Source organism: Saccharopolyspora soli, from assembly GCF_022678645.1.
In the GTDB taxonomy this organism is placed as follows: Bacteria; Actinomycetota; Actinomycetes; order Mycobacteriales; family Pseudonocardiaceae; genus Saccharopolyspora; species Saccharopolyspora soli.
The window spans coordinates 16298-38645 of record NZ_JALBWV010000009.1; the positions used below are offsets into that span (position 1 = coordinate 16298).

The following is a 22348-nucleotide window of genomic DNA, read 5'->3' on the forward strand; positions in this document are numbered from 1 at the left end:
CGCAGTGACCCTTCGTGCAGGCTCGGTTGCCGTCAGCGGTTCTGCGGGAAGCCGAGGTTGACGCCGCCGTGGGAGGGATCCGGCCAGCGCGTCGTGACGACCTTGGTGCGGGTGTAGAACTGGATGCCGTCCGGGCCGTAGGCGTGCGCGTCGCCGAACAGCGAGTCCTTCCAACCGCCGAAGGAGTAGTACGACACCGGCACCGGGATGGGCACGTTCACCCCGACCATGCCGACTTCGACCTCTTCGCAGTACTGCCGCGCCGCGCCGCCGTTCTCGGTGAAGATCGCCGTGCCGTTGCCGTACGGGTTGTTGTTGAGCACCCCGATCGCGGCCTCGTAGTCGGGCACCCGCAGCACCGACAGCACCGGCCCGAAGATCTCGTCGGTGTAGATGGACATGTCGGTGCGGACGCGGTCGAACAGCGTTGGCCCGAGCCAGAACCCGTCGGACGCACCGTCGACGCGCACCCCGCGCCCGTCCACCACGAGCTCCGCTCCGGCGGAGACCCCGGCAGCCACGTAGGACGTCACCCGGTCCCGGTGCGCGGCGGTGACCAGCGGTCCCATGTCGCAGTTGCGGCGGCCGTCGCCGACGCTGAGCTTCGCCATCCGGTCGGCGATCTTGGCGACCAGCTCGTCACCGACCGGATCGACCGCGACGACCGCGGAGATCGCCATGCACCGCTCCCCGGCCGAGCCGAAACCGGCGGACACCGCGGCGTCGGCGGCCAGGTCGAGGTCGGCATCCGGCAGCACCACCATGTGGTTCTTCGCCCCGCCGAGCGCCTGCACCCGCTTGCCGTTGCTGGTGCCGGTCTCGTAGACGTAACGCGCCACGGGCGTGGAGCCGACGAACGACACCGCCTTCACCGTCGGGTGCGCCAGCAGCGCGTCGACCGCGACCTTGTCGCCGTGCACCACGTTGAACACGCCGTCGGGCAGCCCGGCCTCCTGCCACAGCTGCGCGATGAAGTTCGCCGCCGACGGATCCTTCTCGCTGGGCTTGAGGACCACGGTGTTGCCGCAGGCGATGGCGCCCGGCACGAACCACAGCGGCACCATGGCCGGGAAGTTGAACGGCGAGATCACCCCGACGACACCGACCGGCTGCCGAACCGAGTGCACGTCGACGCTGGTCGAGGCGTTCTGCGAGAAGCCGCCTTTGAGCAGGTTCGGGATGCCGCAGGCGTATTCGACGTTCTCCAGGCCGCGCTGCACCTCACCAGCGGCGTCGGAGACCACCTTGCCGTGCTCGGCGGTGATGATCTCGGCCAGCTCGGACTTGCGCTGGTTGAGCAGCTCCCGGAAGGCGAACAGGACGTTCGACCGCCGGGCCAGCGAGGTGTGCCGCCAGGTCTTGAGCGCTTCGGCCGCCCGCACCACCACAGCGTCCACATCGGACTCCGAGGCGAACGCGACATGCTTGGTCGCCTTTCCGGTGGCGGGGTCGAACACCTCGCCGGTGCGCTGCGGGGTCGCGTCGTCGAACTTGCCCGCGATCCAGTGCCTGATCAGTTCTGTCATGGGTGGAGCTCCTGCTCGGCCAGCGAGATGGTTTCGGTGAGGATCTGCAGCGCCTGCGCCGCTTCCTCCTCGGTCAGCGTCATCGGCGGCGCCAGGCGCAGGACGTTCCCGTGCAGCCCGCCCTTGCCTATCAACATTCCGCGCTGCTTGGCCAGTTCCATCACCCGCGTGGCCGACGCCGCCGCGGCCCGCCGGGAGCCGGGTTCGACCAGCTCGACGCCGATCATCAGGCCCTTGCCTCGGACGTCGCCGATCAGCGGGCACCGCTCGGCGAGCTCGCGCAGCCCGTCCAGCAGCCGGGAGCCCAGCTTGGCGGCGTTGCCCTGCAGGTCGTGGTCCAGCAGGTAGTCCAGAGCGGCCGAAGCCGCGCTGGTGGAGATCGGGTTGCCGCCGAAGGTGGAGATCGAGTTCGCGGTCAGGCAGTCCATCAGCTCGGCCTCGGCGACCAGCCCGCCGATGGCCACCCCGTTGCCGAGGCCCTTGGCGAAAGTCATCGCCGCCGGGGTCACGCCGTGCGCCTGGATGCCCCAGAAGTGCTCGCCGGTGCGCCCCCAACCGGTCTGCACCTCGTCGGAGATCAGCAGGATGCCGTACTCGTCCAGCACTTCGGCGAAGGCGCCGAAGAGCCCGTCGGGCGGCGTGGCGAAGCCGCCGACGCCCTGGATCGGCTCGGCGATCAGGCAGGCCACGTCCCCGGCCGTAGTGGTCTCGATGACCTCGCGCAGATCGTCCACGCAGGCCGCGATGTAGTCCGCGTCGGAGTAGTCCCGGAACGGGCTGCGGTAGCGGTAGCCGCCGTGCACGTAGCTGACCTTGACCGGGGACAGCGAACTGGCCGACCAGCCGCGATTGCCGGTCACGCCGAGGGTGCCGAAGGCCCGCCCGTGGTAGGAGTTGCGCAGCGCGAGGACCTGGTTGCTGCGCCGGTACTGGGTGGCCAGCAGCAGCGCGGTCTCGTTGGCCTCGGTACCGGAGTTGGTGAAGAACACCTTGGGGTTGGCCAGCCCGGACAGCTCGCCGATCCGCTCGGCCAGCTCCACCTGCTGGCGGATCAGGTACAGCGTGGAGGTGTGCAAGATGCCGGTGTCGACCTGGCGGCGGATCGCGTCGCTGATCTCGGCGACGTCGTAACCGATGGCGTTGGTCAGGATCCCGGCGAAGAAGTCCAGGTAGGTGTTGCCCGCCGCGTCGGTGACGTGCCGCCCCGAACCGCTGACGACCTCGATGGGCTCGTCGTAGTACAGGGCCAGCCAGCTGGGCATGGCGGCGCGGTGCCGGGCCAACAGATCAGATTCCGTCATCAGTTCCCCTAGCGAATGGGCCGTCCGCGTGCTGCGGACGTCAGTGTTCCCGGCCGACCTCGGCGGCCACCACGGACAACATGTGCGGAAATGGCCGGTGGCGCATTACGGTGTGTGCACCAGGAAGGGGTCCGATGAAGCCGATCTCGCCGGATGTGCTGGCGCTGCCGACCGTGTCCGAGGTGCTCGACCTGCCGGTGCTGCGGCGCGGCAAACCGCGGGTGATCGCCGGGGCGTCCGGCCTGGACCGGCGGGTGCGCTGGGTGCACGTCGCCGAGATCGCGGACATCGCGCCGCTGCTCAGCGGCGGCGAGTTGGTGCTGACCACCGGCATCGCGCTGCCGGACGAGCCCGCGGAGCTGGTCCGCTACGTCGAGGAACTGGCCGCGGTCGGGGTTTGCGGGGTGGTCGTGGAGCTGGTGCGCCGGTGGCGCGACCGCGTTCCCACCGCGTTGGTGGATGCCGCGCACCGGCACGATCTGCCGCTGGTGACGCTGGCGGAGGAGACGAAGTTCGTCGCCGTCACCGAGGCGGTGATCGCCCGGATCCGCGATGCCCAACTGGCCGAACTGCGCGCCACGCATGCCATCCACGACACCTTCACCGCGCTGACCACCTCCGGTGCCGAACCGGCGTCGGTGCTGCGCGAAGCCGCGCGGATCGTCGGCCATCCGGTCGTTCTGGAGACCCTCGCGCACCAGATGCTGGCCTACGACGCGGCGGGGCAGGACCCGGTGGCGCTGTTCTCGGAGTGGTCGGAGCGCTCCCGCTCGGTGGTGCAGTCCGGCCGCACCTGCTACGACCCGGACCAGCAGTGGTTGACCACCGTGGTCGGGGCGCGCGGTGACGACTGGGGGCGGCTGGTGGTGCTCTGCCCGCAGCCGCCGCACCGGCACGTCGTGGTGGCCGAGCGGGCGGCGTCGGCGCTCGCGGTGAACCGGCTGGTGAACCGCGACCGGGAAAGCCTGGAACGCCAGACCCACCGAACCCTGATCACCGAGCTGCTCGCGGGCGATACCGACACCGCGGATCTCGCGGCGCGCGCCGCGGGTGTCGGAGTGCCGCTCGACGGCCCGTTGGTGGGGATCGCGGTCCGTCCAAGCACCACGACGACGCTCGCTCCGGCGCTGGAAACCCAGCAGGTGCTGCGAGATCTCGCCGAGGCGACCGCACTGGCAGCGCGCAAGGCGAAGCTGCCGGTGCTGGTCGGAGTGGTCGACGACCTCACCGTGCGCGCCTTGGTGGTGCTGCGCGCCGCTGACGCCGATACCGTCCTGACCCGCTTGGCGGCGGATGTCCGCCGGTCCGCTGGGGCGCATTCGCTGCCGGTGGTGGTCGCGGTCGGCAGCACCGTCGGCTCGATTTCCGGAGCGCGCCGGACGCTCGCCGAAGCCGCGCAGGTCGCGGAAGCGGCCCTGCACGTCGCCGACGGCACCCGCGAGTTCCACCGGCTCGACGATGTGCGGCTGCGCGGTCTCCTGCACCTGCTGCGCGGCGACGAACGTCTGACCGCGTTCGCGGAACGCGAGCTGGGCCCGATCCTGTCGAACGAACGGCTGTTGGACGCCCTGCGTTCGCTTTGCCAACACGGCGGCAACAAGTCGGCGGCGGCAACGGCGGCACATCTCTCCCGCACCGCGTACTACGCCCAGCTGTCCCGCATCGAGCAGTTGCTCGGAGTCTCCCTGGACACCCCGGAATCCCTGGTATCACTGCACGTCGCACTGCTGGCCTGGGACCTGGAGAGCCGAACCTGACCCCCAAGGACGCCCTGATCGTCGCCGAATTCCGGCCTGTGCCAGGGCCTTCCCGGTCAACACCAGGTCGGATCCGCTCGGTCCACTTCGCTCGACGAGCCACCAAAACGCGGCGGGGCGGCGGGTGTAGCCTGGGGCCGCTGGCCGCGTACTGACGGCACCTCCCCCCAGTGGCTGTCGGTGCGCGGCTGGCCTATGTGTTGCGCGCGCAGGTTGGTTTCCCGCGCAACCACCCGGTTTTCGAGCCGGAATGCTGCACCACGGGCAGTGCCATCGAGACGGCGAGCTCATCGACACGCTTTGCGAGCAGACCGTGCCAGCGGCGGAACGAACCGAGCTGAGCTGGTTGTGGCCCACCTGCGCGGATTGCCTGCGGGCGGCCAAGCGGCTCAACGGGATCACGTCGTGAACGGCGCTGTCGCGGTGCGCTTCGCCTTCGGCGTGGTAGGCCGAATCCCGCCGCCAAGCGCACCTCGCGGCCGTCCCGGACAGCGGCGTCCCGGAGTACTGGCTGACGTTCTGCGGCCTGGAAATCCCCGCTGACCTGGCGGAGGTATCCACCAAACCAGCGGGCATGCCGTGCGTGCGTTGCCTGAGCTGCCCGGGAACCGCACAACCACTGGCCAACCCGGGATGAGAGCCCCGAAAGACCAACCGCACCCGCCCGATGCCCGGACGGGTGCGGTTCGTTGTTCGCCGATCGACTCGATCGGGCCGCGTCAACGAGCCGCGGCGAGGGACAGCGCGAAGTCGCCCGCGTCGTCGAGCCACCAACGGTGCAGCTCGAAGCCCGCCGCCGAGAGCTCGTCGCGAACCCGCTCGCGCCGGAACTTCGCCGAGATCTCGGTGCGGATCTCCTCGCCCGCGGCGAACTCGACGGTCAGCGCCAGCTCCGCCAGCTGGACCCGCATCGGTCTCGCGGCCCGCAGCCGCATCTCGATCCACTCCTGCTCGGCGTTCCACAACGCCACGTGCTGGAACTGCTCGGGAACGAAGTCGGCACCGAGCTCGCGGTTGAGCACCCGCAGGACGTTCCGGTTGAACTCCGCTGTCACGCCCTGCGCGTCGTCGTAGGCGCGGACCAGCCGTTGCCGGTCTTTGACCAGATCGGTGCCCAGCAGCAACCACTCGCCCGGCTGCAAGGCCGCCCGCACCGCCGCGAAGAACTCCGCGCGCTCGGCGGGCAGCAGGTTTCCGATCGTGCCACCGAGAAACGCGACCAGCCGCCCGGTGCCCGCGTGCAGGGCGCTCAGTCCGCTGGTGAAGTCGTCGACTACGCCGCTGACCCGCAGTTCCGGGTAGTCGAGCGCGATCGCCTCCACCGCCGCGCGCAGCGCGGCGCCCGACACGTCCAGCGGCACGAATCGTTGCAGCGTCTGGTGCTTTCGCAACGCGTCGAGCAGCAGCCGGGTCTTCTCCGACGATCCGGATCCGAGCTCGACCAGGGTGGCCGCGCCGGTGACCTCGGCGATCTCCAGCGCGCGCTGGGACAGGATCTGCTGCTCGGCGCGGGTCTGGTAGTACTCCGGCAGGGCGGTGATCTGCTCGAACAGGTCGCTGCCGACCGCGTCGTAGAACCACTTGGGCGACAACCACTTCGGACTGTCGGTCAAGCCCGCGCGGACATCGGCGCGCAACTCGCGGGCCGCGTCGGCCTCGGTGAATCGGATGATCAGTTCCGGCACTGTTCCGCCTCCAGTCCCGCCTCTCCGCGATTCACAGTGGTGGTTGCGTCCATACGAATCTCGCGTTTCGTGGTTTCTTGTGGCTGGTTTTCGTCACGGTCCCCTGAGGTGCGGTTGCGGAGCACTGACGTTGACACAGGGCTACTCACGGTTGGTCCACTCCCGGCAATGACGTCACCTGCACGGCTTCCGGGTCCGCGACCAGTAGGCAGCGGTCCGGGATTTCCACCCACCCGTCCGCAGCGCCGAACCGCTCGGAGGCCACCGTCACCGAGGCGTCCCCGTGGCGCACCCAGAGGGAATGCGTCCAGGTGGTGGCGATCAGCCGAGCGCCATCGGTGAGCAGCAGGTTCATCCGCGATTCGGGCGCGGCGGCGAGCACTTCGTCCACCAACTCCCGCACCACCGCACCCGGATCGGCGCCCGCAGCCAACCGCTGGCGCAGCAGCGCCCACAGCAGGGCCGAATCGGTCGGGGCGGGCAAGGTCAGCAGATCGACGACGTCCAGCCGGGCGGCGAGTTTCGCCACCGAATCGGGCCAGCCGGTGATCCGGCCATTGTGGCTGAACAGCCAGGTGCCGTCGGTGAACGGAGCGCACGCGTCCGACACCACCGGCATGCCGACGGTCGCCGAGCGCACCGCCGCGACCACCGCGCCGCTGTGCAGGTCTTCGGCGGTCTGCTGGAACGATCCGTCCGTCCACATCGGAACCGCCGCCCGGTACCTGGCCGGGCCGGAGCCGTCGGACCGGTACCAGCCGACCCCGAAGCCGTCGGCGTTGATCGTGCCCGCGCCGCGCATGTCCTCGGGCGCCCACGATTGCTCCAGCAGCGAATGCGCCGGTTCCAGCAGCAGTTCGGCCAACGAGACCACGGGCCCCAGATATCCCACGTGCCGACACATGTGTCAGTCGCGCTCCTCGTGTCGTGGCGTCCGGGCGCAGCGGAACCCGGCGAAGATCTGCCGCCGGATCGGGTAGTCCCAGTTGCGGAAGGTGCCGCGGCAGGCTGCCGCGTCGGTGCCGAACGAGCCACCGCGCAACACCTTGTAGTCCGGCCCGAAGAACACCTCGGAGTACTCCCGGTACGGGAAGGCGGAAAATCCCGGATACGGCAGGAAATCCGTGGCGGTCCACTCCCACACGTCACCGATGAGCTGCCGCGCGCCGCACGGCGCGGCTCCGTCCGGGTAGGCCCCGGCGGGTGCCGGTTGCAGGTGCCGTTGGCCGAGGTTGGCGTGTTCGGGCCGTGGATCGTCGTCGCCCCACGGATACCGCCGCGACCGACCGCTGCCCGGATCGAACCGCGCGGCCTTCTCCCACTCCTGCTCGGTGGGCAACCGCTTGCCCGCCCACGCCGCGTAAGCCTCGGCCTCGTGGAAGCTCACGTGCACCACCGGTTCGCGCTCCGGCACCGGCTCGACGTGGCCGAACCGGCGGCGCAGCCACCGGTCGCCGTCCCGTCGCCAGAACCGCGGCGCCCGCAGGTCGACCCGCTGCCGGTAGGCCCAACCTGCCTCGCTCCACCAGCGTGGGTCGTGGTAGCCGCCCGCGTCGATGAACTCCTGGTACGCACCGTTGGTGACCGGGGTGCTGTCGATGAAGAAGTCGTCGACGTGCACCTCGTGGGCCGGTCGTTCGTTGTCCAACGCCCAGGGTTCGGTGGAGGTCCCCATCGTGAACGTCCCACCGGGGACGAAGACTTCGGGCGGCAGGATGTCCACATTGGATGGTGGCGGTTCGGCGGCCAGCGCGGGCGGCCCGTCGCGCAACTGGTGGGTGGCCAGCATCGTCTCGTCGTGCTGCTGCTCGTGCTGCACGATCATGCCGAAGGCGAACGCCTGCTCGACCAGTCGCCGCCCTTCCAGCTGAGTGCGGTCGAGCAGGTCGAAGACCTTCGAGCGCACCGTACCGACGTACTCGCGGGCCTCGGCCGGGCCCAGCAGCGGCAACTGCGGGCGATCGGCGCGGGCGTGCTGGAAGGCGTCGTAGAGGTCGTCGATGTCCGGGCGGATCGCCGGCGCCCCACCGACATCGCGCACCAGCCAGAGCTCCTCCTGGCTGCCGACGTGGGCCAAGTCCCACACCAGCGGCGACATCAGCGGCGAATGCTGCTTCACGAGGTCTTCGTCATCGACGGAATCGGTCAGCTCGGCGCTGCGCTGCCGGGTGCGCGCCAGCTCGGCGGCCACGTGCGCGCGCAGTTCCTCGATGCCCAAATCTGCCAGGTTCTGGGTGTTTTCCACCACTACCTCCGGTTTTCAGCGGTCGCTGACCGCGGCGAGCCGCCGGGCCACGAATTCCGCCAGTCGGTCCGACAGCCCTGCCGGGCTGTCCGGTTCCGCCAGGTGTCGGCACGCCAGGTCGAACACGTCGCGGGCGCTGCGCGCCAATGCCCGGTCGAGCAGTCCGTGCCGCGCGGCGTGCACCCAGCGGCCGTTCGCCGGGGCCGTCACCGCCAATACTTCATCCACAGTGGACTCGTCGCGGAACAGTGCGATCAGCGCCCCGGCTGGCAGCATCCAGTCCTGGCCGGGCTGCGCGTCGAGGTAGCGGACCTCCAGGTAGCCACGGGGCCGCACCGGCGGGAACACCGTGGTCAGGTGGTAGTCGAGGTCGTCGCGGGTGGGCGGTTCCGGCAGCGCGCCGTGGATCCACTCGGCGAAGCTGACGCCGCTGGGCGCGGTCCAGTCCTCGCCGTCGCGGCGCAGGCACACCAGCGAGGTGTCGAGCACCCGCTTGGCCCAGCCCCCGGCGGGATCGGCCGTGATCGGGCCGGGCCGGGTGCGCGGCGGATCGGTGCGCAGCAGCGCGCGGGTGCGGGTGGACACCCAGCCGGTGCGTTCGCCGAACAGCTGCGGCGAGTTCGCGAACATCGCCAACATCACCGGCCCCAGCGCGTGCAGCGCCGCCCAGCGCGCGGCGACGCGGTGCGGTTGACCCGCGTCGAGGCAGACCTGGACCCCAGCGGTGCTGCACATCATCAACCGCCCGTCCAGACCGATGCGGTCGAAGGCGGTCTCCATCGCGGCGTAGCGCGGCACCCGCAGGATTCGCCTCGGGTATCGCCACGGATCGGTGCCCTGGTCGCCGAGCACCAGCCCGGCGGTGCGCAACCGGCGCTCGACGTACTCGGCATCGGCGGCGACGACGCTGAACAGCGATCGCATGGAAGTGGTGGGAAGACTGGAGACCTCGACCTGGCCGCCGGGTTCGACGGTGAGCACCGAGCCGTTGGGCAATCGGCGGTGCGGGCTGTCCGGGACCAGGGAGCGTGGTGCGTGCGGGCCGAGCGCCGCGATCAACGTCGCGGCATCCAACGGCCGAGCAGGGTCGTCGAAGTGGTGCACGGTCCATTCGAGTTCGATGCCGAGCAACCTCGGTGGGCCGTGCTTGAAGCACACCGACGCGACGTAAGCCTCAGCCTCCGCCCGGGTGCGGACCCGAGAAGTCGGAAAATCAGCGGCTGCAGGATCGGTCGATACGGGCAAAAGGATCACCGCCTGTTATTGGCCGAGTTTCGACGCTACCTCGGGCCCCCGACGGTCGCGACCCTTGTTCTTGATCCCCCGAGTTGCTACGAGGTTTACTGTTATCAAACTCATTTCGTTGCGGTACCGCGGTTCACCCCGCGGTAGGGACGTGGCCAGCAAAACGTACGTACGGATTGCATTGAGTCGGACCCGCCTGGGACGATCGGGAGATGCCTCGGGTCAGCCAGGACCACCTCGACGCCCGGCGCCGTCAGATCCTCGACGGTTCCCGGTCTTGCTTCGCGCGCTTCGGCTACGAAGGCGCGACCGTGCGACGGCTGGAAGAAGCGACCGGACTCTCCCGCGGTGCGATCTTCCACCACTTCAAGGACAAGGAATCGCTGTTCCTCGCACTGGCCGAGGACGACGCGACCCGGATGGCCGACGTGGTGGCCGAGCAGGGTCTCGTGCAGGTAATGCGCAACCTGCTTGAACACCCCGGCGACGGCCGCAGCCACACCCCCGGCGCCGACTGGCTCGGCACCCGGCTGGAGGTGTCCCGGCGGCTGCGCACCGACCACGAGTTCCGGCAGCGTTGGGCGCAACGCTCCGAACAGCTGACCGCCGCCACCCGCGCCCGCCTGCAGTGGCAGCGCGACGCGGGCAACCTCCGCGACGACGTCTCCGTGGACGTGCTGACCGCATACCTCGAACTGGTGCTGGAAGGTCTCGTGTCGCACCTCGCGATGGGCCTGCCCGCCGAACACCTCAGCGCGGTGCTGAACGTGGTCGAGGAGAGCGTCCGCCGCCACCGCCAATGATCCCCGGTGCGCACACCACTGCGGTACTCGGCGTAATCTCACTACCGCAAACGGACGAGCACGAAGGAGCCTCGGGGCGCCATGTGGAGCGAGTGGTGGAACCGCTTCCTCGCCTCTGATCCGGCGCTGCGCCGACTGCGCACCGCCACGCGCGTGACGCTCGCGGTCGCCCTCACCCTCGCGATCATGCTGCCGGTGCTGTCGTGGTGGGGGCAGTCCCTGCCACTGGCGCTGATCGGTGCCGTGGTGGCGATCAACTCCTCGCTCGGCATCAACGACCGGGACCGGCGGCAGCAGCAGATCACCAACCTGCTGATGCCGTTGCCGACCACGTTCGCGCTGCTGCTGTCGATCCTCACCGCGTCGTGGCCGCTGGTGCACAGCGCGCTGTTCCTCGCGGTGATCTTCACCGCCACCTACATCCGCCGCTTCGGTCCGCGGTACTTCCCGCTGGGCATGGTCGCGTTCATGGGGTACTTCTTCGCGATGTTCCTGCGCCCGCAGCTACCGCAGCTGCCCGCGCTGGTCGCGGCCGTGGTGACCGGGGCGCTGGCAGCGTTCGTGATGCGGTTCCTGGTGCTGCGCGACGATCCCGAAGGTGTGCTCGAACGGGGCCGCCGCACGCTGCGCGCCCAGGTGCACGGGCTGCTGCACGCCGTGCGGGACGTCGCCGAGCACCCTGATTCGGCGCAGCGCCGCCGAGCGCTGCACAACCGGTCGGTCCGGCTCAACGAGACGTCGCTGATGCTGGAGAACACCGTCGGCCAGCTCAGCACCCTCGACGAGGCGGGCCGCGAGCTGCTGCGGCACCACATCCTGGACGTCGAACTCGCCGCCGAGAACCTGCTCACCCCGCTGATGCGACTGGTCGACCACCCCAGCGGCGGCGACACCGTGCCGCGGGCGATCAGCGCCCTTCTCGCGGTGCTGCAAACGGATCCGCAGGAAGTCCGGGAGGCAACCCGGCTGGTCGCGGAACGGATCGAGCAGCAGGGTTCGGTGCAGATCGCGATGGCGGTCCGGCGGCTGGGTGCCGGACTGGCGGATCTGGCCAACGCGACCGGCGAACTCGGCACGCACCCGACCGCGATGCCCCCAGAACCGCGTGCCGAAGCCGCACCCGAAGCCGAGACCGGGCTGCGGCGTCCCGAGGTGCGGATGGCCATCCAGGTCACCTGCGCGGCAGCACTGGCGATCATCTTCGGTCAGCTGGCCTCGCCGAACCGCTGGTACTGGGCGGTGATCACCGCGTTCGTCGTGTTCATCAGCACCAACAGCCGCGGCGAACTGCTGGTCCGGGCGTGGCAGCGCACCGCGGGCACCATGCTCGGCGTGGTGGCGGGCATCCTGGTCGCCGCGCAGATCTCCGGCAACGAACCTGCCGAGATCGCGATGATCCTGGCCTGCGTGTTCCTGGGCTTCTACTTCACCGGTTACTCGTACGCGATGATGACGTTCTTCATCACCACGCTGCTCGGCGTGCTTTACGGCATCCTGGGCACCTTCAACGTCTCAGTGCTGGAAACCCGCTTGTGGGAGACCGCGATAGGCGCGGCGGCTGGCGTAGTGGCCGCGGTGTTCGTGCTGCCCACCCGCACCCGGCACTTGGTGCGCACCAACATCCAGGAGTTCCTGTTGTCGCTGCGGGACTTCCTGCGCGGCACGGGCACCGAGATCAGCGAGCACGGCACGGTCACCGGAGCGCAGGAGTCGATGCGCGCCCTCGACGACGGGCTGCAGCAGGTGATCAACAGCGCCAAGCCGCTGACCAACTACCGGTTGCGGTCCCGACGCAGCCAGGTCCACCGGTCGGTGGCGATGCTCAGCGGCACCGCCTACTACGTGCGCAATCTGGCGGTGGCGCTGTCGGCCACTGTGGACATGGTCGACGACGACACCCGGAACCGGTTGGCCGAACTGCTGTGGGCGCTGGCCGATGCGGTGGAGTCGATGACCGACGAGGCCCAGGTGAGCTTCGACGCCGCGATCACCTCGGCGCAGCGCACGGCTGACGCGTTGCACGACATCGCCGAATCGCTGCCCGACGGCCCGACCTCGCTGCACCGCAGCATCCGCTGGCTGGACCGCACCAAGCAAGTCGTCGAAGACCTGGCCCGCGAACTCGGCGCGGCAGCACCCGAAAAACAGCCCGTCGGTTGACCTTCCTGGTCCGGCGCGCAGGCCAGGAGATCCGAATTGGACCGCGACACCGGGGCCACCGGATGATTACCTTCGCGATGCTGAACCGACCACATCGAACTCCGAGGTGCCCGCGTTGGACCCGAATCTCGCCGCCGATCTCGCCCGACTGCCCGAGTTGCTCGACGACGCTCGGCGATTTGCGGTCGAAGTGCTGGCCGGGATCGCGGACCGGCCCGCCGCGGTCGCGCCCGAACACCGGGCACCTGCCCCACTCCCGGATCGCGGAGCGGGAGCCGACGGTGCGCTCAACCAGTTCCGGGAACGTTGGGCGCCGGGCTTCTCGGGCAGTGCAGGACCTCGGTACCTCGGGTTCGTCACCGGCGGCGCGACTCCGGCTTCCGTCGCTGGCGACTGGCTGACCAGCGCGTTCGACCAGAACGTGGTGGTCAGCACCGACTCGGCGGCACCGGATCTGGAACGCGAGGCGGTCGGCTGGTTGCGCGAGCTTTTCGGGCTGAGCGCGGCGCACGACGGCGCGTTCGTCACCGGCGCGACGATGTCCAACCTCGTCGGCCTGGCCATCGCCCGCGAGTGGGTCGGTGAGCGGCTCGGCGTTTCGGTGGCGCAGGACGGCGTCGCGGCGCTGGGGAACCTGCCGGTGCTTTCCGGCAGTCCGCACTCGAGTGTCTACAAGGCACTCGCGATGCTCGGCCTGGGCCGCGGTTGTGTTCGCGAGTTGGCCACGATGGCCGGGCGGGAGGCGGTCGACGTCGATCGGCTCGCGGCGGAACTCGCCGCGCTGGACGGTCGGCCCGCCATCGTGGTGGCCAACGCGGGCACCGTGAACACCGTGGACTTCGACGATCTGCGGGCGATCTCGGCGCTGCGCAAGCGATATCCGTTCTGGCTGCATGTGGACGCTGCCTTCGGGGGATTTGCGGCGTTGTCCCCGCAGCACGCCGACCTCGTCGCCGGAATCGACGAAGCCGACTCGGTGTGCGTCGACCTGCACAAGTGGCTGAACGTGCCCTACGACAGCGCCGTCCAGTTCACCCGCCGCCGGGACCTGCAGGTGCGCATCTTCCAGAACGCCGCCGCATACCTGGGCCTGCCCACCGACAATCCGGACTTCGTGCACCTCACACCGGAGAGTTCCCGTCGGCTGCGGGCCCTCCCGGCCTGGTTCACGCTCGCCGCCTACGGGCGGCAGGGGCATCGCGAGATCGTCGAGCGCGACATCGCGCTGGCCTGCGAACTCGGTGACCGGATCGCCGAACTGCCGCGCCTGCGGCTGCTGGCCCCGGTGCGCCTCAACGTCGTCTGCTTCACCCTCGCCGAGGATCCCAGCGCGGCACGAATCGACGCGCTCGCCCGCGCAATTTCCGAATCCGGCGAATCGTTCCTAACGCCAACCGTCTACAAGGGAACACCCGGACTGCGCGCCGCATTCAGCAACTGGCGCACCACTAATTCGGACACCATGCGCATTGTGGACATTTTGCGGTCGCTGTGAAAAGAACCGGCACAGATCCACTGCTGGATACGGTTTTTTCAGCGCTGGGTGGACTGTGGTCGAGCAATTACGCTGCGGACAACCCGATCCACCCTGGCGAGGAGGCCCCGTGAAACGCTCTATCGCATTCGGTCTCGCCGGGGCCGTGGTGCTCGTCAGCACCGCGGTCACCGGAGCGACCGCCCAAGCCGCACCCGGTCTGCATTTCGGACCGTGCCCAGCGGACATCAGCCACCCCTACCCGAAAATGCAGTGCGCCAAGCTCGACGTACCGCTGGACTACCGCGCGCCCCACGGCGAGAAGCTGCAACTGATGATCTCCAAGCTGCCCGCCCGCAAGCCCACCGAACGGCGCGGTTCGCTGCTGGTCAACCCAGGTGGTCCGGGTGGCGCCGGGATCAGCTTCGCCGGTGACCTCATCGGCCAGCTGCCCGCCCAGGTGCTGGACTCCTACGACGTGATCGGGTTCGACACCCGCAACACCGCGCACAGCACCCCGATCAGCTGCGTCGATCCGGCGACCTACTGGAAGAGCCCGCTGCCCGACCCGGACGCGCCGCAGACCCGCGAGCAGAACTGGCAGCGCGCCCAGCAGTACGCCGACGGCTGCCAGCAGCGGGCCGGGAAGTACCTGCCGTTCCTGAACACGCCGACCAACGCCCGGGACATGGACAGCATCCGGCAAGCGCTCGGCGAGCAGAAGATCAACTATCTCGGCTACTCCTACGGCACCTACCTGGGCGCGGTGTACGGGCAGCTGTTCCCGGACCGCGTGGACCGGATGATCCTGGACAGTTCGGTCAACCCGGACACCTCCGGGATCTGGTACCGCGACACCCTCGGTCAGGACGTGTCCGCGCAGCAGCGGCTGGACCAGTACTTCGATTGGATCGCCCAGTACGACCGGGTCTTCCACCTCGGCACCGACCGCAACCAGGTGCGGGCGGTGTGGGACGGCATCCAGGCCGACTTGCGGAAAGCCCCGCGCGGCCCGCTCGGCCCGGCGGAGTTCTCCGAGACCACCTTCAACGCCCTCTACGGCGAGGACGACTGGATTCCGCTGGCCGGGGCGCTGTCCGACTTCCACAACAACAACGACGACAGCGGACTCATCGACCAGGTGTCGGTCAAGGACGCGGCGGACGAGAACACCAACGCCGTGTACAACGCCGTGGAGTGCGCGGACGCTCCCTGGCCGAGCCGCCGCGAGGATTGGGAACGCGACTCCCAGGCACTGGCCACGAACTACCCGCTGTCCGCCTGGTCCAACAGCTGGACCGTGGCGCCCTGCCGGGTCTGGCCAGGCCCGCGGCAGCAACCGACGAAGATCACCGGCGCCGGTCTGCCACCGGTGTTGATGTTCAACTCGGTGCACGATGCGGCGACCCCGTACCAGGGCGCGCTGGAGATGCACCGGTCGCTGCCGACGTCGGTGCTGGTCACCGAGCAGAACGCGGGCAAGCACGGGGTGTTCGCGCTGGCCGGGAACCCCGCGGCGGACCGGATCGGCACCGAGTACCTGGTCCACGGCACGATCCCGCCCGCGGACACCAGCATCCCGGGCCACCCCGTCCCAGACCCCACCAAACCCCACAACCCCCAAGGCACCCCCTGACCAACACCCCAGGTTCACGATCGGGTCATGGGTGAAGGGCACCTCTTACCGAGTAAGTTGGTAGGAGGTGCCCTTCACTCGTCGCTCGAACGGCGTTGCCGTGTTAGAGCACGCCGTGCATGTAGCGCTTGATGCTCTTGGAGGCGATCAGCAGGAGTACCGCGCAGCCGATCGTGGCCGCGCCGACGATGCCGAAGTAGATCTCCTGGTTGTCCACCGAGTACAGCTTCACCACCTGCGCACCGAGGCCCTGGCCCATCGCCGGGGCCAGGAAGTACAGGCCCATCGTCTGCGAGGCGAAGACCTTCGGCGCCAGCTTGGTGCTCGCCGACAGGCCGACCGGTGAGAGCATCAGCTCACCCACGGTCATGATCACGAACACCAGGGCCAGCATGACCGGCAGGTGGTGACCGGTGCCGACCAGGACCTTCGACAGCACAACCCACAGGAACGCGACACCGACGAAGAACAACCCGCCGACGAACTTCTGCGGGGTGGACGGCTGCCGCTCGCCCAGCTTCATCCACAGCCAAGCCATCACCGGCGCCAGCACGATGATCGCCAGCGGGTTGATGGACTGGAACCACGACGCCGGGATCACGAAGCCGAAGATGTCCAGGTCGGTGTCCGCTTCGGCGAGGTTGGCCAGCGTGTTCGGCTGCTGCTCGAACAGCAGGAAGAACAGCGCGGTCGCCAGGAACAGCGGGATGTAGGCGATCAGCCGGTCCCGCTCGATCTTGGTGATCTGCTTGCTGGCGAGCATCACCACGAAGTAGACGATCGGCAGCACCGCCGAGATCACGCTGATCACGTTGACCAACCCGTCCAGGCCCAGCACGCCGCTGACCGACAGAACGACCAGCACCACCACGAACAACACGGCGAGCCCCGCCGCGCGACCCAGCACCCGGCCCTGGTGCCCGGCGGGCAGCGGGTTGACCGGCTTGAGCCCGGCCGAGCCGAGGTTCTTGCGCCCGAGCACGTACTGGACCAGGCCCGCCGCCATGCCCACGGCGGCGGCCCCGAACCCGAGGTGCCAGTTGACCTTCTCGCCGAGCGTGCCGACCACGAACGGCGCGAAGAACGCACCGAGGTTGATGCCCATGTAGAAGATCGAGAACCCGGCGTCCCGGCGCGTGTCGTGCTCGCCGTAGAGGCTGCCGAGCATGCCGGAGATGTTCGGCTTCAGCAGGCCGGTGCCGATCACCAGCAGCACCAGGCCGAGGACCACGGTGCTGATGCCACCGGGCAGGGCCAGGCTGATGTGGCCGAGCATGATGACGCAGCCGCCGTAGAACACCGCCCACTGGGCGCCGATGACCCGGTCGGCCAACCAGCCGCCGAGAATGCCGGTCATGTAGACGGAGGCCCCGTAGACGCCGACCACGGACAGCGCCGTCGACTCGGGGATGCCCAAGCCGCCTTCGGCGACCGCGAAGTACAGGTAGTACCCGAGGATCGCGCGCATGCCGTAGTAGGAGAACCGCTCCCACATCTCGGTGAAGAACAGCGTCAACAAACCGCGGGGATGTCCGAAGAACCCCTTCTGCGGTGCGTCCGCAACCGTGGGTGTACTCACGATCACGTCCTCTCGTACGTGTCAAAGGCGGCGGTAGCCGCTCGCAACAAACCTGCGGCAGGTTACGTCTCGCCGAAGTGGCTTAGACCACCGGGGCACGAACCCGCCGCGCAGCGTGCGACGCATCCGTCCCAAACCGGCCACACTGGACGCGTGATCCGGGAATCCGGTGCCGCCACTCGCGAATCCGTGACTGCAATCACAATGGACATCAGGAGGAATCATGCAGCTGTTGGACGCGCACCGCAGGGCCATGACCGAGTTCGACGACCGGGTGCGCCGCATCGGTACCGACCAGTGGGACAACCCCACCCCGTGCACCGAGTGGCGGGTCCGAGATCTGCTCAACCACCTGGTGTCCGAGCAGCTGTGGGCGCCGTGGCTGCTCGACGGCGCCACCCTGGACGAGGTCGGCGACCGCTTCGACGGTGATCTGCTCGGTGCCGACCCGGTCGTCGCCTGGGGCGAAGCCGCCGCGGCCGCCCGGCAGGCGTGGGACAAGCCGGGGGCGACCAGCGGTGAGGTGAACGTCACCGGCGGCGTGATCCCGGCCGAGGACTACGGCTGGCAGATGACCTTGGACCTGGCGGTGCACGCGTGGGACCTGGCCCGCGGCATCGGCGCCGACGACCGGCTGGACCCGGCGCTGGTCACCGCGGTGCACACGGTGTTCGCCCCGCAGGTGCCTGCCTGGCAGGGCTTGGGGATCTTCGCCCCGCAGCGGCCGGTGGCAGCCGATGCCGACGAACAGACCAAGCTATTGGCTCTGCTCGGCCGATCGTGATGATGTCGTCGCCGCTGGCACACCGGTGGCGGGGATATAGTGGTGGGGTATTTTTCGTTTTTCCGTCGAGGAGTGACAACTTCAGTGCCTGCGGCACAATCACCTGAAGGCAGTACCGAGCCGGGACATAGTCCCGGCTTTCCGCAACTCATGACCGGCACCGCGGGGCGGGGTGGCCGGTGATGGAAGTCCTGCTGGCGATCCTCGGTCTGCTCTTCGTCGGAGTTCTCACGCTGGGCACCGGTCTAGCGGTCGCCGCGGAGTTCTCCCTGACATCGTTGGAACGCAGCACCGTCGACGCGCATGCCAGCACCGCCGGTGACCGGCGCGCGAAGGCCGTGCAGCGGGCGCACCGGACGCTGTCGTTCCAGCTCTCCGGCGCCCAGGTCGCGATCACGCTCACCACGCTGGTCACCGGTTACGTGGCGGAGCCGCTGATCGGTGATCTCATCGAGCCGGTGCTCACCGCGGTTGGCCTGCCCGAGGATGCCGCCGAGGCGGTGTCGTTGACGCTGGCGATCCTGCTGGCCACCACGCTGTCGATGGTCTTCGGCGAGATGGTGCCGAAGAACCTGGCCATCTCCCGGCCGCTGCCGACCGCCCGTGCGGTCTCCGGCTACCACGCCGGGTTCTCCCGGGTTTTCCGCTGGTTGATCGATGCGATGAACAACAGCGCCAACTGGGTGGTGCGCCGCTTCGGCGTGGAGCCGCAGGAGGAGCTGCGTTCGGCGCGCTCGCCCGACGAGTTGGGTTCGATCGTGCGTTCCAGCGCCGAGCACGGGACGTTGGACGAGGCCACCGCGCAGTTGATGGACCGGTCGCTGCGCTTCGGCGACCGCACCGCCGAGGAGCTGATGACCCCGCGCGTGCAGGTGGAGTCGCTGCCCGCCGAAGCGGATGTGATGGACCTGCTCGACATCGCCCGCCGCACGGGGTTCTCGCGTTTCCCGGTGCACGGTGGCGACCTCGACGACGTGCACGGCGTCGTGCACGTCAAGCAGGCGTTCGGCATTCCGGCCGCGCACCGCGAATCCACTCGGGTCGGCTCGCTGGCCAGACCGGTGCCGACGGTGCCGGAGACGCTGGACGGTGACGCGCTGTTGGAGAAGCTGCGCGGCTCCGGACTGCAGCTGGCGTTGGTCGTCGACGAGTACGGCGGGACCGCGGGCATCGTGACGTTGGAGGACGTCGTCGAGGAGATCATCGGTGACGTCCGCGACGAGCACGACCGCCGCGAAATCGCCGCGGTGCGCCGCCTGGGCGAGGACACCTGGATCATCTCCGGGTTGCTGCGCCCGGACGAGCTGGCCGAGGCCACCGGGTTCGCCGCACCAGACGGCGACTACGAGACGGTCGCCGGTTTCGTGCTGGCCCAGCTCGGCCGCATCCCGGAGGTCGGCGAACGGCTCACCCTGGACGACTGGCTGCTGACCGTGACGCGGATGGACCGCCACCGCATCGCCGAGCTGCGGCTGAGCCACCAGCGGGCGCACGCCGAAGCGGTGGAGGTGACCCGATGAGCGACGGCTTCGCCATGCTGCTCGGCGTTGTGCTGCTGCTGCTCAACGCGTTCTTCGTGGGTGCGGAGTTTTCCCTGCTGTCGTCCCGCCGTGACCGGCTGGAAGCACTGCTCGCGCAGGGCGTCGGTCGGGCGAAAACGGTGATCAGGGCCAGCCAGGAGGGCTCGCTGATGCTCACCAGTGCCCAGCTCGGCATCACGCTGTGCTCGCTGGGGCTGGGCCGCCTCGGCGAACCGGCCGTGGCGCACCAGCTGGAGGTGCCGTTCGCCGCCCTGGGCACCCCCGAACCGGTGATGCACGCCGTGGCGTTCGCGATCGCGCTCGCGCTGGTCGTGGTGCTGCACGTGCTCGTCGGCGAGATGGTGCCGAAGAACCTGGCCATCGCCGAACCGGAACGGCTCGCCCTGTGGCTGGTGCCCGCGCTGGTCGGCTTCGTCAAGCTGGCCCGGCCGCTGATCGCTTTGTTCAACATGCTGGCCAACGCGGTGCTGCGGCTGCTGCGCGTGCAACCCAAGGAGGAGTTGGAAACCGCCTACACCTCCGCCGAACTGGCCGAGCTGCTGGTCGAGTCCCGGCGGGAAGGTCTGCTGGAGCAGTCCGAGCACCGCAGGCTCGCCCAGACGTTGTCGTCGGTGGAGCACACGGTCGGCGACGTGCTCGTCCCGCTGCCGGAGCTGACCACCCTGCCCGGCAGCCCCACCCTGGGCGACGTGGAGCGCGTGGTGGCCGACACCGGGTTCTCCCGGTTCCCGGTGCGCGGCGACGACGGCGCGCTGCTCGGCTACCTGCACATCAAGGACGTGCTAGACCAGGCCGGGCACGACCCGTCCACCCCGATCGCGGCCGCGCGGGTGCGTCGGCTGCCGACGGTGCCGGTGGGCGCCCGGCTGGACGAGGCCATGGCATCGTTGCGGCGCGAGGGCAGCCACCTGGCGGCGGCGGTGGACACCTCCGGCGCCGCCGTCGGCGTGGTCACGCTCGAAGACCTCGTCGAGGAGTACGTCGGAACCGTGCGGGACGGCACTCACGTGCGCTGAACGCCCACGCGTCACCGTCCTCACCCTTTAGGGTGAAAGGGTGCGAGATGATCGACTCGTGCCTCGCTCCGAAGAGGTCGGCTCCCGCGTGATCGGCGGTCGGTACCGGTTGGAGAGCACCATCGGTCGAGGTGCGATGGGTTCCGTCTGGTCCGGCACCGATGTACTGCTGCAGCGCGACGTCGCGGTCAAGGAGATCCGGCTGTCTCCCGGCATTCCCGAGGACGAGGCAGCCGAACTCCGCGAACGCGCCCTGCGAGAGGCACGCGCGATGGCGGTCCTCAACCACCCCAACGCCGTCACTCTCTACGACGTCGCACGCGAGGGCGACCTGCCGTTCGTCGTGATGGAGCTGGTGCGGGCCCAAAGCCTGTCGAAGTTGCTCAACTGGCACGGGGCACTGCGCCCGCACCAGCTCGCGGTGCTCGTCGACGGCGTGGCCGCGGCGTTGCAGGCCGCGCACCGGGTGGGCATCGTGCACCGCGACGTCAAGCCCGGCAACGTCCTGCTCGGACGGCACCGGCAGGTCAAGCTCGCCGACTTCGGCATCGCCCGCAGCGTCGCGGAATCGACGCTCACCCGCACCGGGGTGTTGGTCGGCACGCCCGCCTTCGTGGCACCGGAGACCGCGGTCGGCCGTTCGGCGGACGAGACCGCCGACCTGTGGAGCCTCGGTGCGACGGTGTTCGCCGCGGCCGAGGGCCGACTGCCCTACGACAGCTCCGGCGACCCTCTGATCACCATCAGCTCGATCGTGCACGGCCCGGTCCCGCAGCACCGCCAGACCGGGCCGATCGGCGAGGTCATCAGCGGCCTGATGCGCAAAGATCCAACGCACCGGATGTCGCTGCTCGAAGTGCGCCGCCGCGTTCAGGACCTGCTCCGCGACGCCGGCGAAACCCCGTTCGAGCCGCTGCTCGACGCCGATCCGCCACCTCGCTCTCTGACCCATGTCGCCATGCCACTGACCAGTGCCGGTGCGGTGACGACACCGGTCACCCGGCGAAGGGCTGGCCGAGCCGTGATCGTGCTGGGCGGTCTGGCAGTGCTGCTCGCGGCAGCCGCGGCAACCGCTGGATTCTTCGCCGGAATCGCCGAACGACCCGCGAACAGCACGACGGCGCAGTCAACACCGAGCGCCGATGCGAGTCCGGCAACGGATGCCGAGCAGAGTGCCTACAACCCGCTGCAGGCGGAGTCCTTCGCGACGCAGACCGGCGACGTCACCGCCGGTCAGGACGAAACGGGCAGCTTCATCGGTCCGATCGACAACGGCGACGGGGTTCGCATCGCCAACGTCGATTTCGGTGCCACCCCGGCGAGGCAGGTTTCCGCGCGGCTGCGGACCTGGGTCGACGACGGGGTGCGGGCCAAGATCGAGATCCGGTTGGACGACCCGACCGGCGAGGTGGTTGGCAAGATCAACGTGACGTCCACGGTCGGCGGCCAAACGTGGAAGACAGTCCCGGTCGATCTGCAACGCCCGCTGAGCGGCAAGCACGACGTCTACCTCACCTTCGCCGCGGACCAGGCCGAGGACTTCATGAACCTCGACTGGCTCCAGTTCCACCACTGACCTCGACTACCCTGCCCAGC

General features: G+C 69.3%; 17 protein-coding genes. 10 read left to right on the forward strand and 7 right to left on the reverse strand.

Annotated elements, in window-relative coordinates; genetic code table 11:
- Nucleotides 1–32 precede the first annotated feature (32 nt).
- On the reverse strand, nucleotides 33–1526 hold the full coding sequence (locus tag MOQ72_RS08770; RefSeq protein WP_242181796.1) for a CoA-acylating methylmalonate-semialdehyde dehydrogenase: 1494 nt from the start codon (nucleotides 1524–1526) through the stop codon (nucleotides 33–35).
- Nucleotides 1523–2827, reverse strand: coding sequence for an aspartate aminotransferase family protein (locus tag MOQ72_RS08775; protein ID WP_242181798.1), 1305 nt, complete (start codon nucleotides 2825–2827; stop codon nucleotides 1523–1525). Before MOQ72_RS08775 ends, MOQ72_RS08770 begins: the two co-directional genes overlap by 4 nt.
- A 134-nt stretch (nucleotides 2828–2961) precedes the next feature.
- Here MOQ72_RS08775 and MOQ72_RS08780 point away from each other — a divergent pair, with 134 nt between their 5' ends.
- Nucleotides 2962–4584: a PucR family transcriptional regulator gene (locus tag MOQ72_RS08780; protein WP_242181800.1), complete on the forward strand. Its 1623-nt coding sequence runs from the start codon at nucleotides 2962–2964 to the stop codon at nucleotides 4582–4584.
- Nucleotides 4585–4834: 250 nt separating this feature from the next.
- Nucleotides 4835–4993, forward strand: coding sequence for an HC3 family zinc finger protein (locus MOQ72_RS08785; RefSeq protein WP_242181802.1), 159 nt, complete (start codon nucleotides 4835–4837; stop codon nucleotides 4991–4993).
- 310 nt (nucleotides 4994–5303) lie between these two features.
- On the opposite strand, the gene egtD is transcribed toward MOQ72_RS08785, so the two are convergent.
- From egtD to egtA, 4 genes are all read right to left on the reverse strand, one after another.
- Nucleotides 5304–6269: an L-histidine N(alpha)-methyltransferase gene (gene egtD, locus MOQ72_RS08790; RefSeq protein ID WP_242181804.1), complete on the reverse strand. Its 966-nt coding sequence runs from the start codon at nucleotides 6267–6269 to the stop codon at nucleotides 5304–5306.
- Between the two features lie 145 nt (nucleotides 6270–6414).
- Nucleotides 6415–7173: an ergothioneine biosynthesis protein EgtC gene (gene egtC, locus MOQ72_RS08795; protein WP_242181806.1), complete on the reverse strand. Its 759-nt coding sequence runs from the start codon at nucleotides 7171–7173 to the stop codon at nucleotides 6415–6417.
- A gap of 3 nt (nucleotides 7174–7176) precedes the next feature.
- On the reverse strand, nucleotides 7177–8514 hold the full coding sequence (gene egtB / locus MOQ72_RS08800; protein ID WP_242181808.1) for an ergothioneine biosynthesis protein EgtB: 1338 nt from the start codon (nucleotides 8512–8514) through the stop codon (nucleotides 7177–7179).
- Nucleotides 8515–8529: 15 nt separating this feature from the next.
- Entirely contained in the window at nucleotides 8530–9759 is a 1230-nt protein-coding gene (gene egtA / locus MOQ72_RS08805; protein ID WP_277953785.1) for an ergothioneine biosynthesis glutamate--cysteine ligase EgtA, read from the reverse strand.
- 212 nt (nucleotides 9760–9971) lie between these two features.
- On the opposite strand from egtA, the gene MOQ72_RS08810 reads away from it, so the two are divergent.
- The 4 genes from MOQ72_RS08810 to MOQ72_RS08825 all read left to right on the forward strand — a co-directional run bounded on the left by MOQ72_RS08810 (nucleotide 9972) and on the right by MOQ72_RS08825 (nucleotide 15832).
- Nucleotides 9972–10562 (forward strand): TetR/AcrR family transcriptional regulator, encoded by a 591-nt coding sequence (locus tag MOQ72_RS08810; RefSeq protein ID WP_242181812.1) that lies wholly within the window; start codon nucleotides 9972–9974, stop codon nucleotides 10560–10562.
- Between the two features lie 81 nt (nucleotides 10563–10643).
- Complete coding sequence (locus tag MOQ72_RS08815; RefSeq protein WP_242181814.1) at nucleotides 10644–12722, forward strand: FUSC family protein; 2079 nt, start codon at nucleotides 10644–10646, stop codon at nucleotides 12720–12722.
- A 115-nt stretch (nucleotides 12723–12837) separates the two neighbouring features.
- Entirely contained in the window at nucleotides 12838–14217 is a 1380-nt protein-coding gene (locus MOQ72_RS08820) for a pyridoxal phosphate-dependent decarboxylase family protein (RefSeq protein WP_242181816.1), read from the forward strand.
- A gap of 109 nt (nucleotides 14218–14326) precedes the next feature.
- Complete coding sequence (locus MOQ72_RS08825) at nucleotides 14327–15832, forward strand: alpha/beta hydrolase (RefSeq protein ID WP_242181818.1); 1506 nt, start codon at nucleotides 14327–14329, stop codon at nucleotides 15830–15832.
- Nucleotides 15833–15935: 103 nt separating this feature from the next.
- On the opposite strand, the gene MOQ72_RS08830 is transcribed toward MOQ72_RS08825, so the two are convergent.
- Nucleotides 15936–17411 (reverse strand): peptide MFS transporter, encoded by a 1476-nt coding sequence (locus MOQ72_RS08830; protein WP_308197858.1) that lies wholly within the window; start codon nucleotides 17409–17411, stop codon nucleotides 15936–15938.
- A gap of 223 nt (nucleotides 17412–17634) precedes the next feature.
- On the opposite strand from MOQ72_RS08830, the gene MOQ72_RS08835 reads away from it, so the two are divergent.
- The 4 genes from MOQ72_RS08835 (at nucleotide 17635) to MOQ72_RS08850 (ending at nucleotide 22328) form a co-directional block, all read left to right on the forward strand.
- A complete protein-coding gene (locus MOQ72_RS08835) occupies nucleotides 17635–18195 on the forward strand; it encodes a TIGR03086 family metal-binding protein (protein WP_242181820.1) in 561 nt (186 codons plus the stop codon).
- A gap of 182 nt (nucleotides 18196–18377) precedes the next feature.
- A complete protein-coding gene (locus tag MOQ72_RS08840) occupies nucleotides 18378–19715 on the forward strand; it encodes a hemolysin family protein (protein WP_242181822.1) in 1338 nt (445 codons plus the stop codon).
- Nucleotides 19712–20752 carry a hemolysin family protein gene (locus tag MOQ72_RS08845; protein WP_242181824.1) on the forward strand — a complete coding sequence of 347 codons (1041 nt, stop codon included), beginning with the start codon at nucleotides 19712–19714 and terminating at the stop codon, nucleotides 20750–20752. The genes MOQ72_RS08840 and MOQ72_RS08845 overlap by 4 nt, the downstream gene beginning before the upstream one ends.
- A 58-nt stretch (nucleotides 20753–20810) precedes the next feature.
- Nucleotides 20811–22328 (forward strand): protein kinase domain-containing protein, encoded by a 1518-nt coding sequence (locus MOQ72_RS08850; RefSeq protein ID WP_242181826.1) that lies wholly within the window; start codon nucleotides 20811–20813, stop codon nucleotides 22326–22328.
- The last annotated feature ends 20 nt before the right edge of the window (nucleotides 22329–22348 follow it).

Coding starts and splice junctions, on each gene's coding strand:
- MOQ72_RS08770 (WP_242181796.1), bottom strand. CDS start 1,526: ATGACAGAACTGATCAGGCACTGGATCGCGGGCAAGTTCGACGACGCG.
- MOQ72_RS08775 (WP_242181798.1), bottom strand. CDS start 2,827: ATGACGGAATCTGATCTGTTGGCCCGGCACCGCGCCGCCATGCCCAGC.
- MOQ72_RS08780 (WP_242181800.1), top strand. CDS start 2,962: ATGAAGCCGATCTCGCCGGATGTGCTGGCGCTGCCGACCGTGTCCGAG.
- MOQ72_RS08785 (WP_242181802.1), top strand. CDS start 4,835: ATGCTGCACCACGGGCAGTGCCATCGAGACGGCGAGCTCATCGACACG.
- egtC (WP_242181806.1), bottom strand. CDS start 7,173: ATGTGTCGGCACGTGGGATATCTGGGGCCCGTGGTCTCGTTGGCCGAA.
- MOQ72_RS08810 (WP_242181812.1), top strand. CDS start 9,972: ATGCCTCGGGTCAGCCAGGACCACCTCGACGCCCGGCGCCGTCAGATC.
- MOQ72_RS08815 (WP_242181814.1), top strand. CDS start 10,644: ATGTGGAGCGAGTGGTGGAACCGCTTCCTCGCCTCTGATCCGGCGCTG.
- MOQ72_RS08835 (WP_242181820.1), top strand. CDS start 17,635: ATGCAGCTGTTGGACGCGCACCGCAGGGCCATGACCGAGTTCGACGAC.
- MOQ72_RS08840 (WP_242181822.1), top strand. CDS start 18,378: ATGGAAGTCCTGCTGGCGATCCTCGGTCTGCTCTTCGTCGGAGTTCTC.
- MOQ72_RS08845 (WP_242181824.1), top strand. CDS start 19,712: ATGAGCGACGGCTTCGCCATGCTGCTCGGCGTTGTGCTGCTGCTGCTC.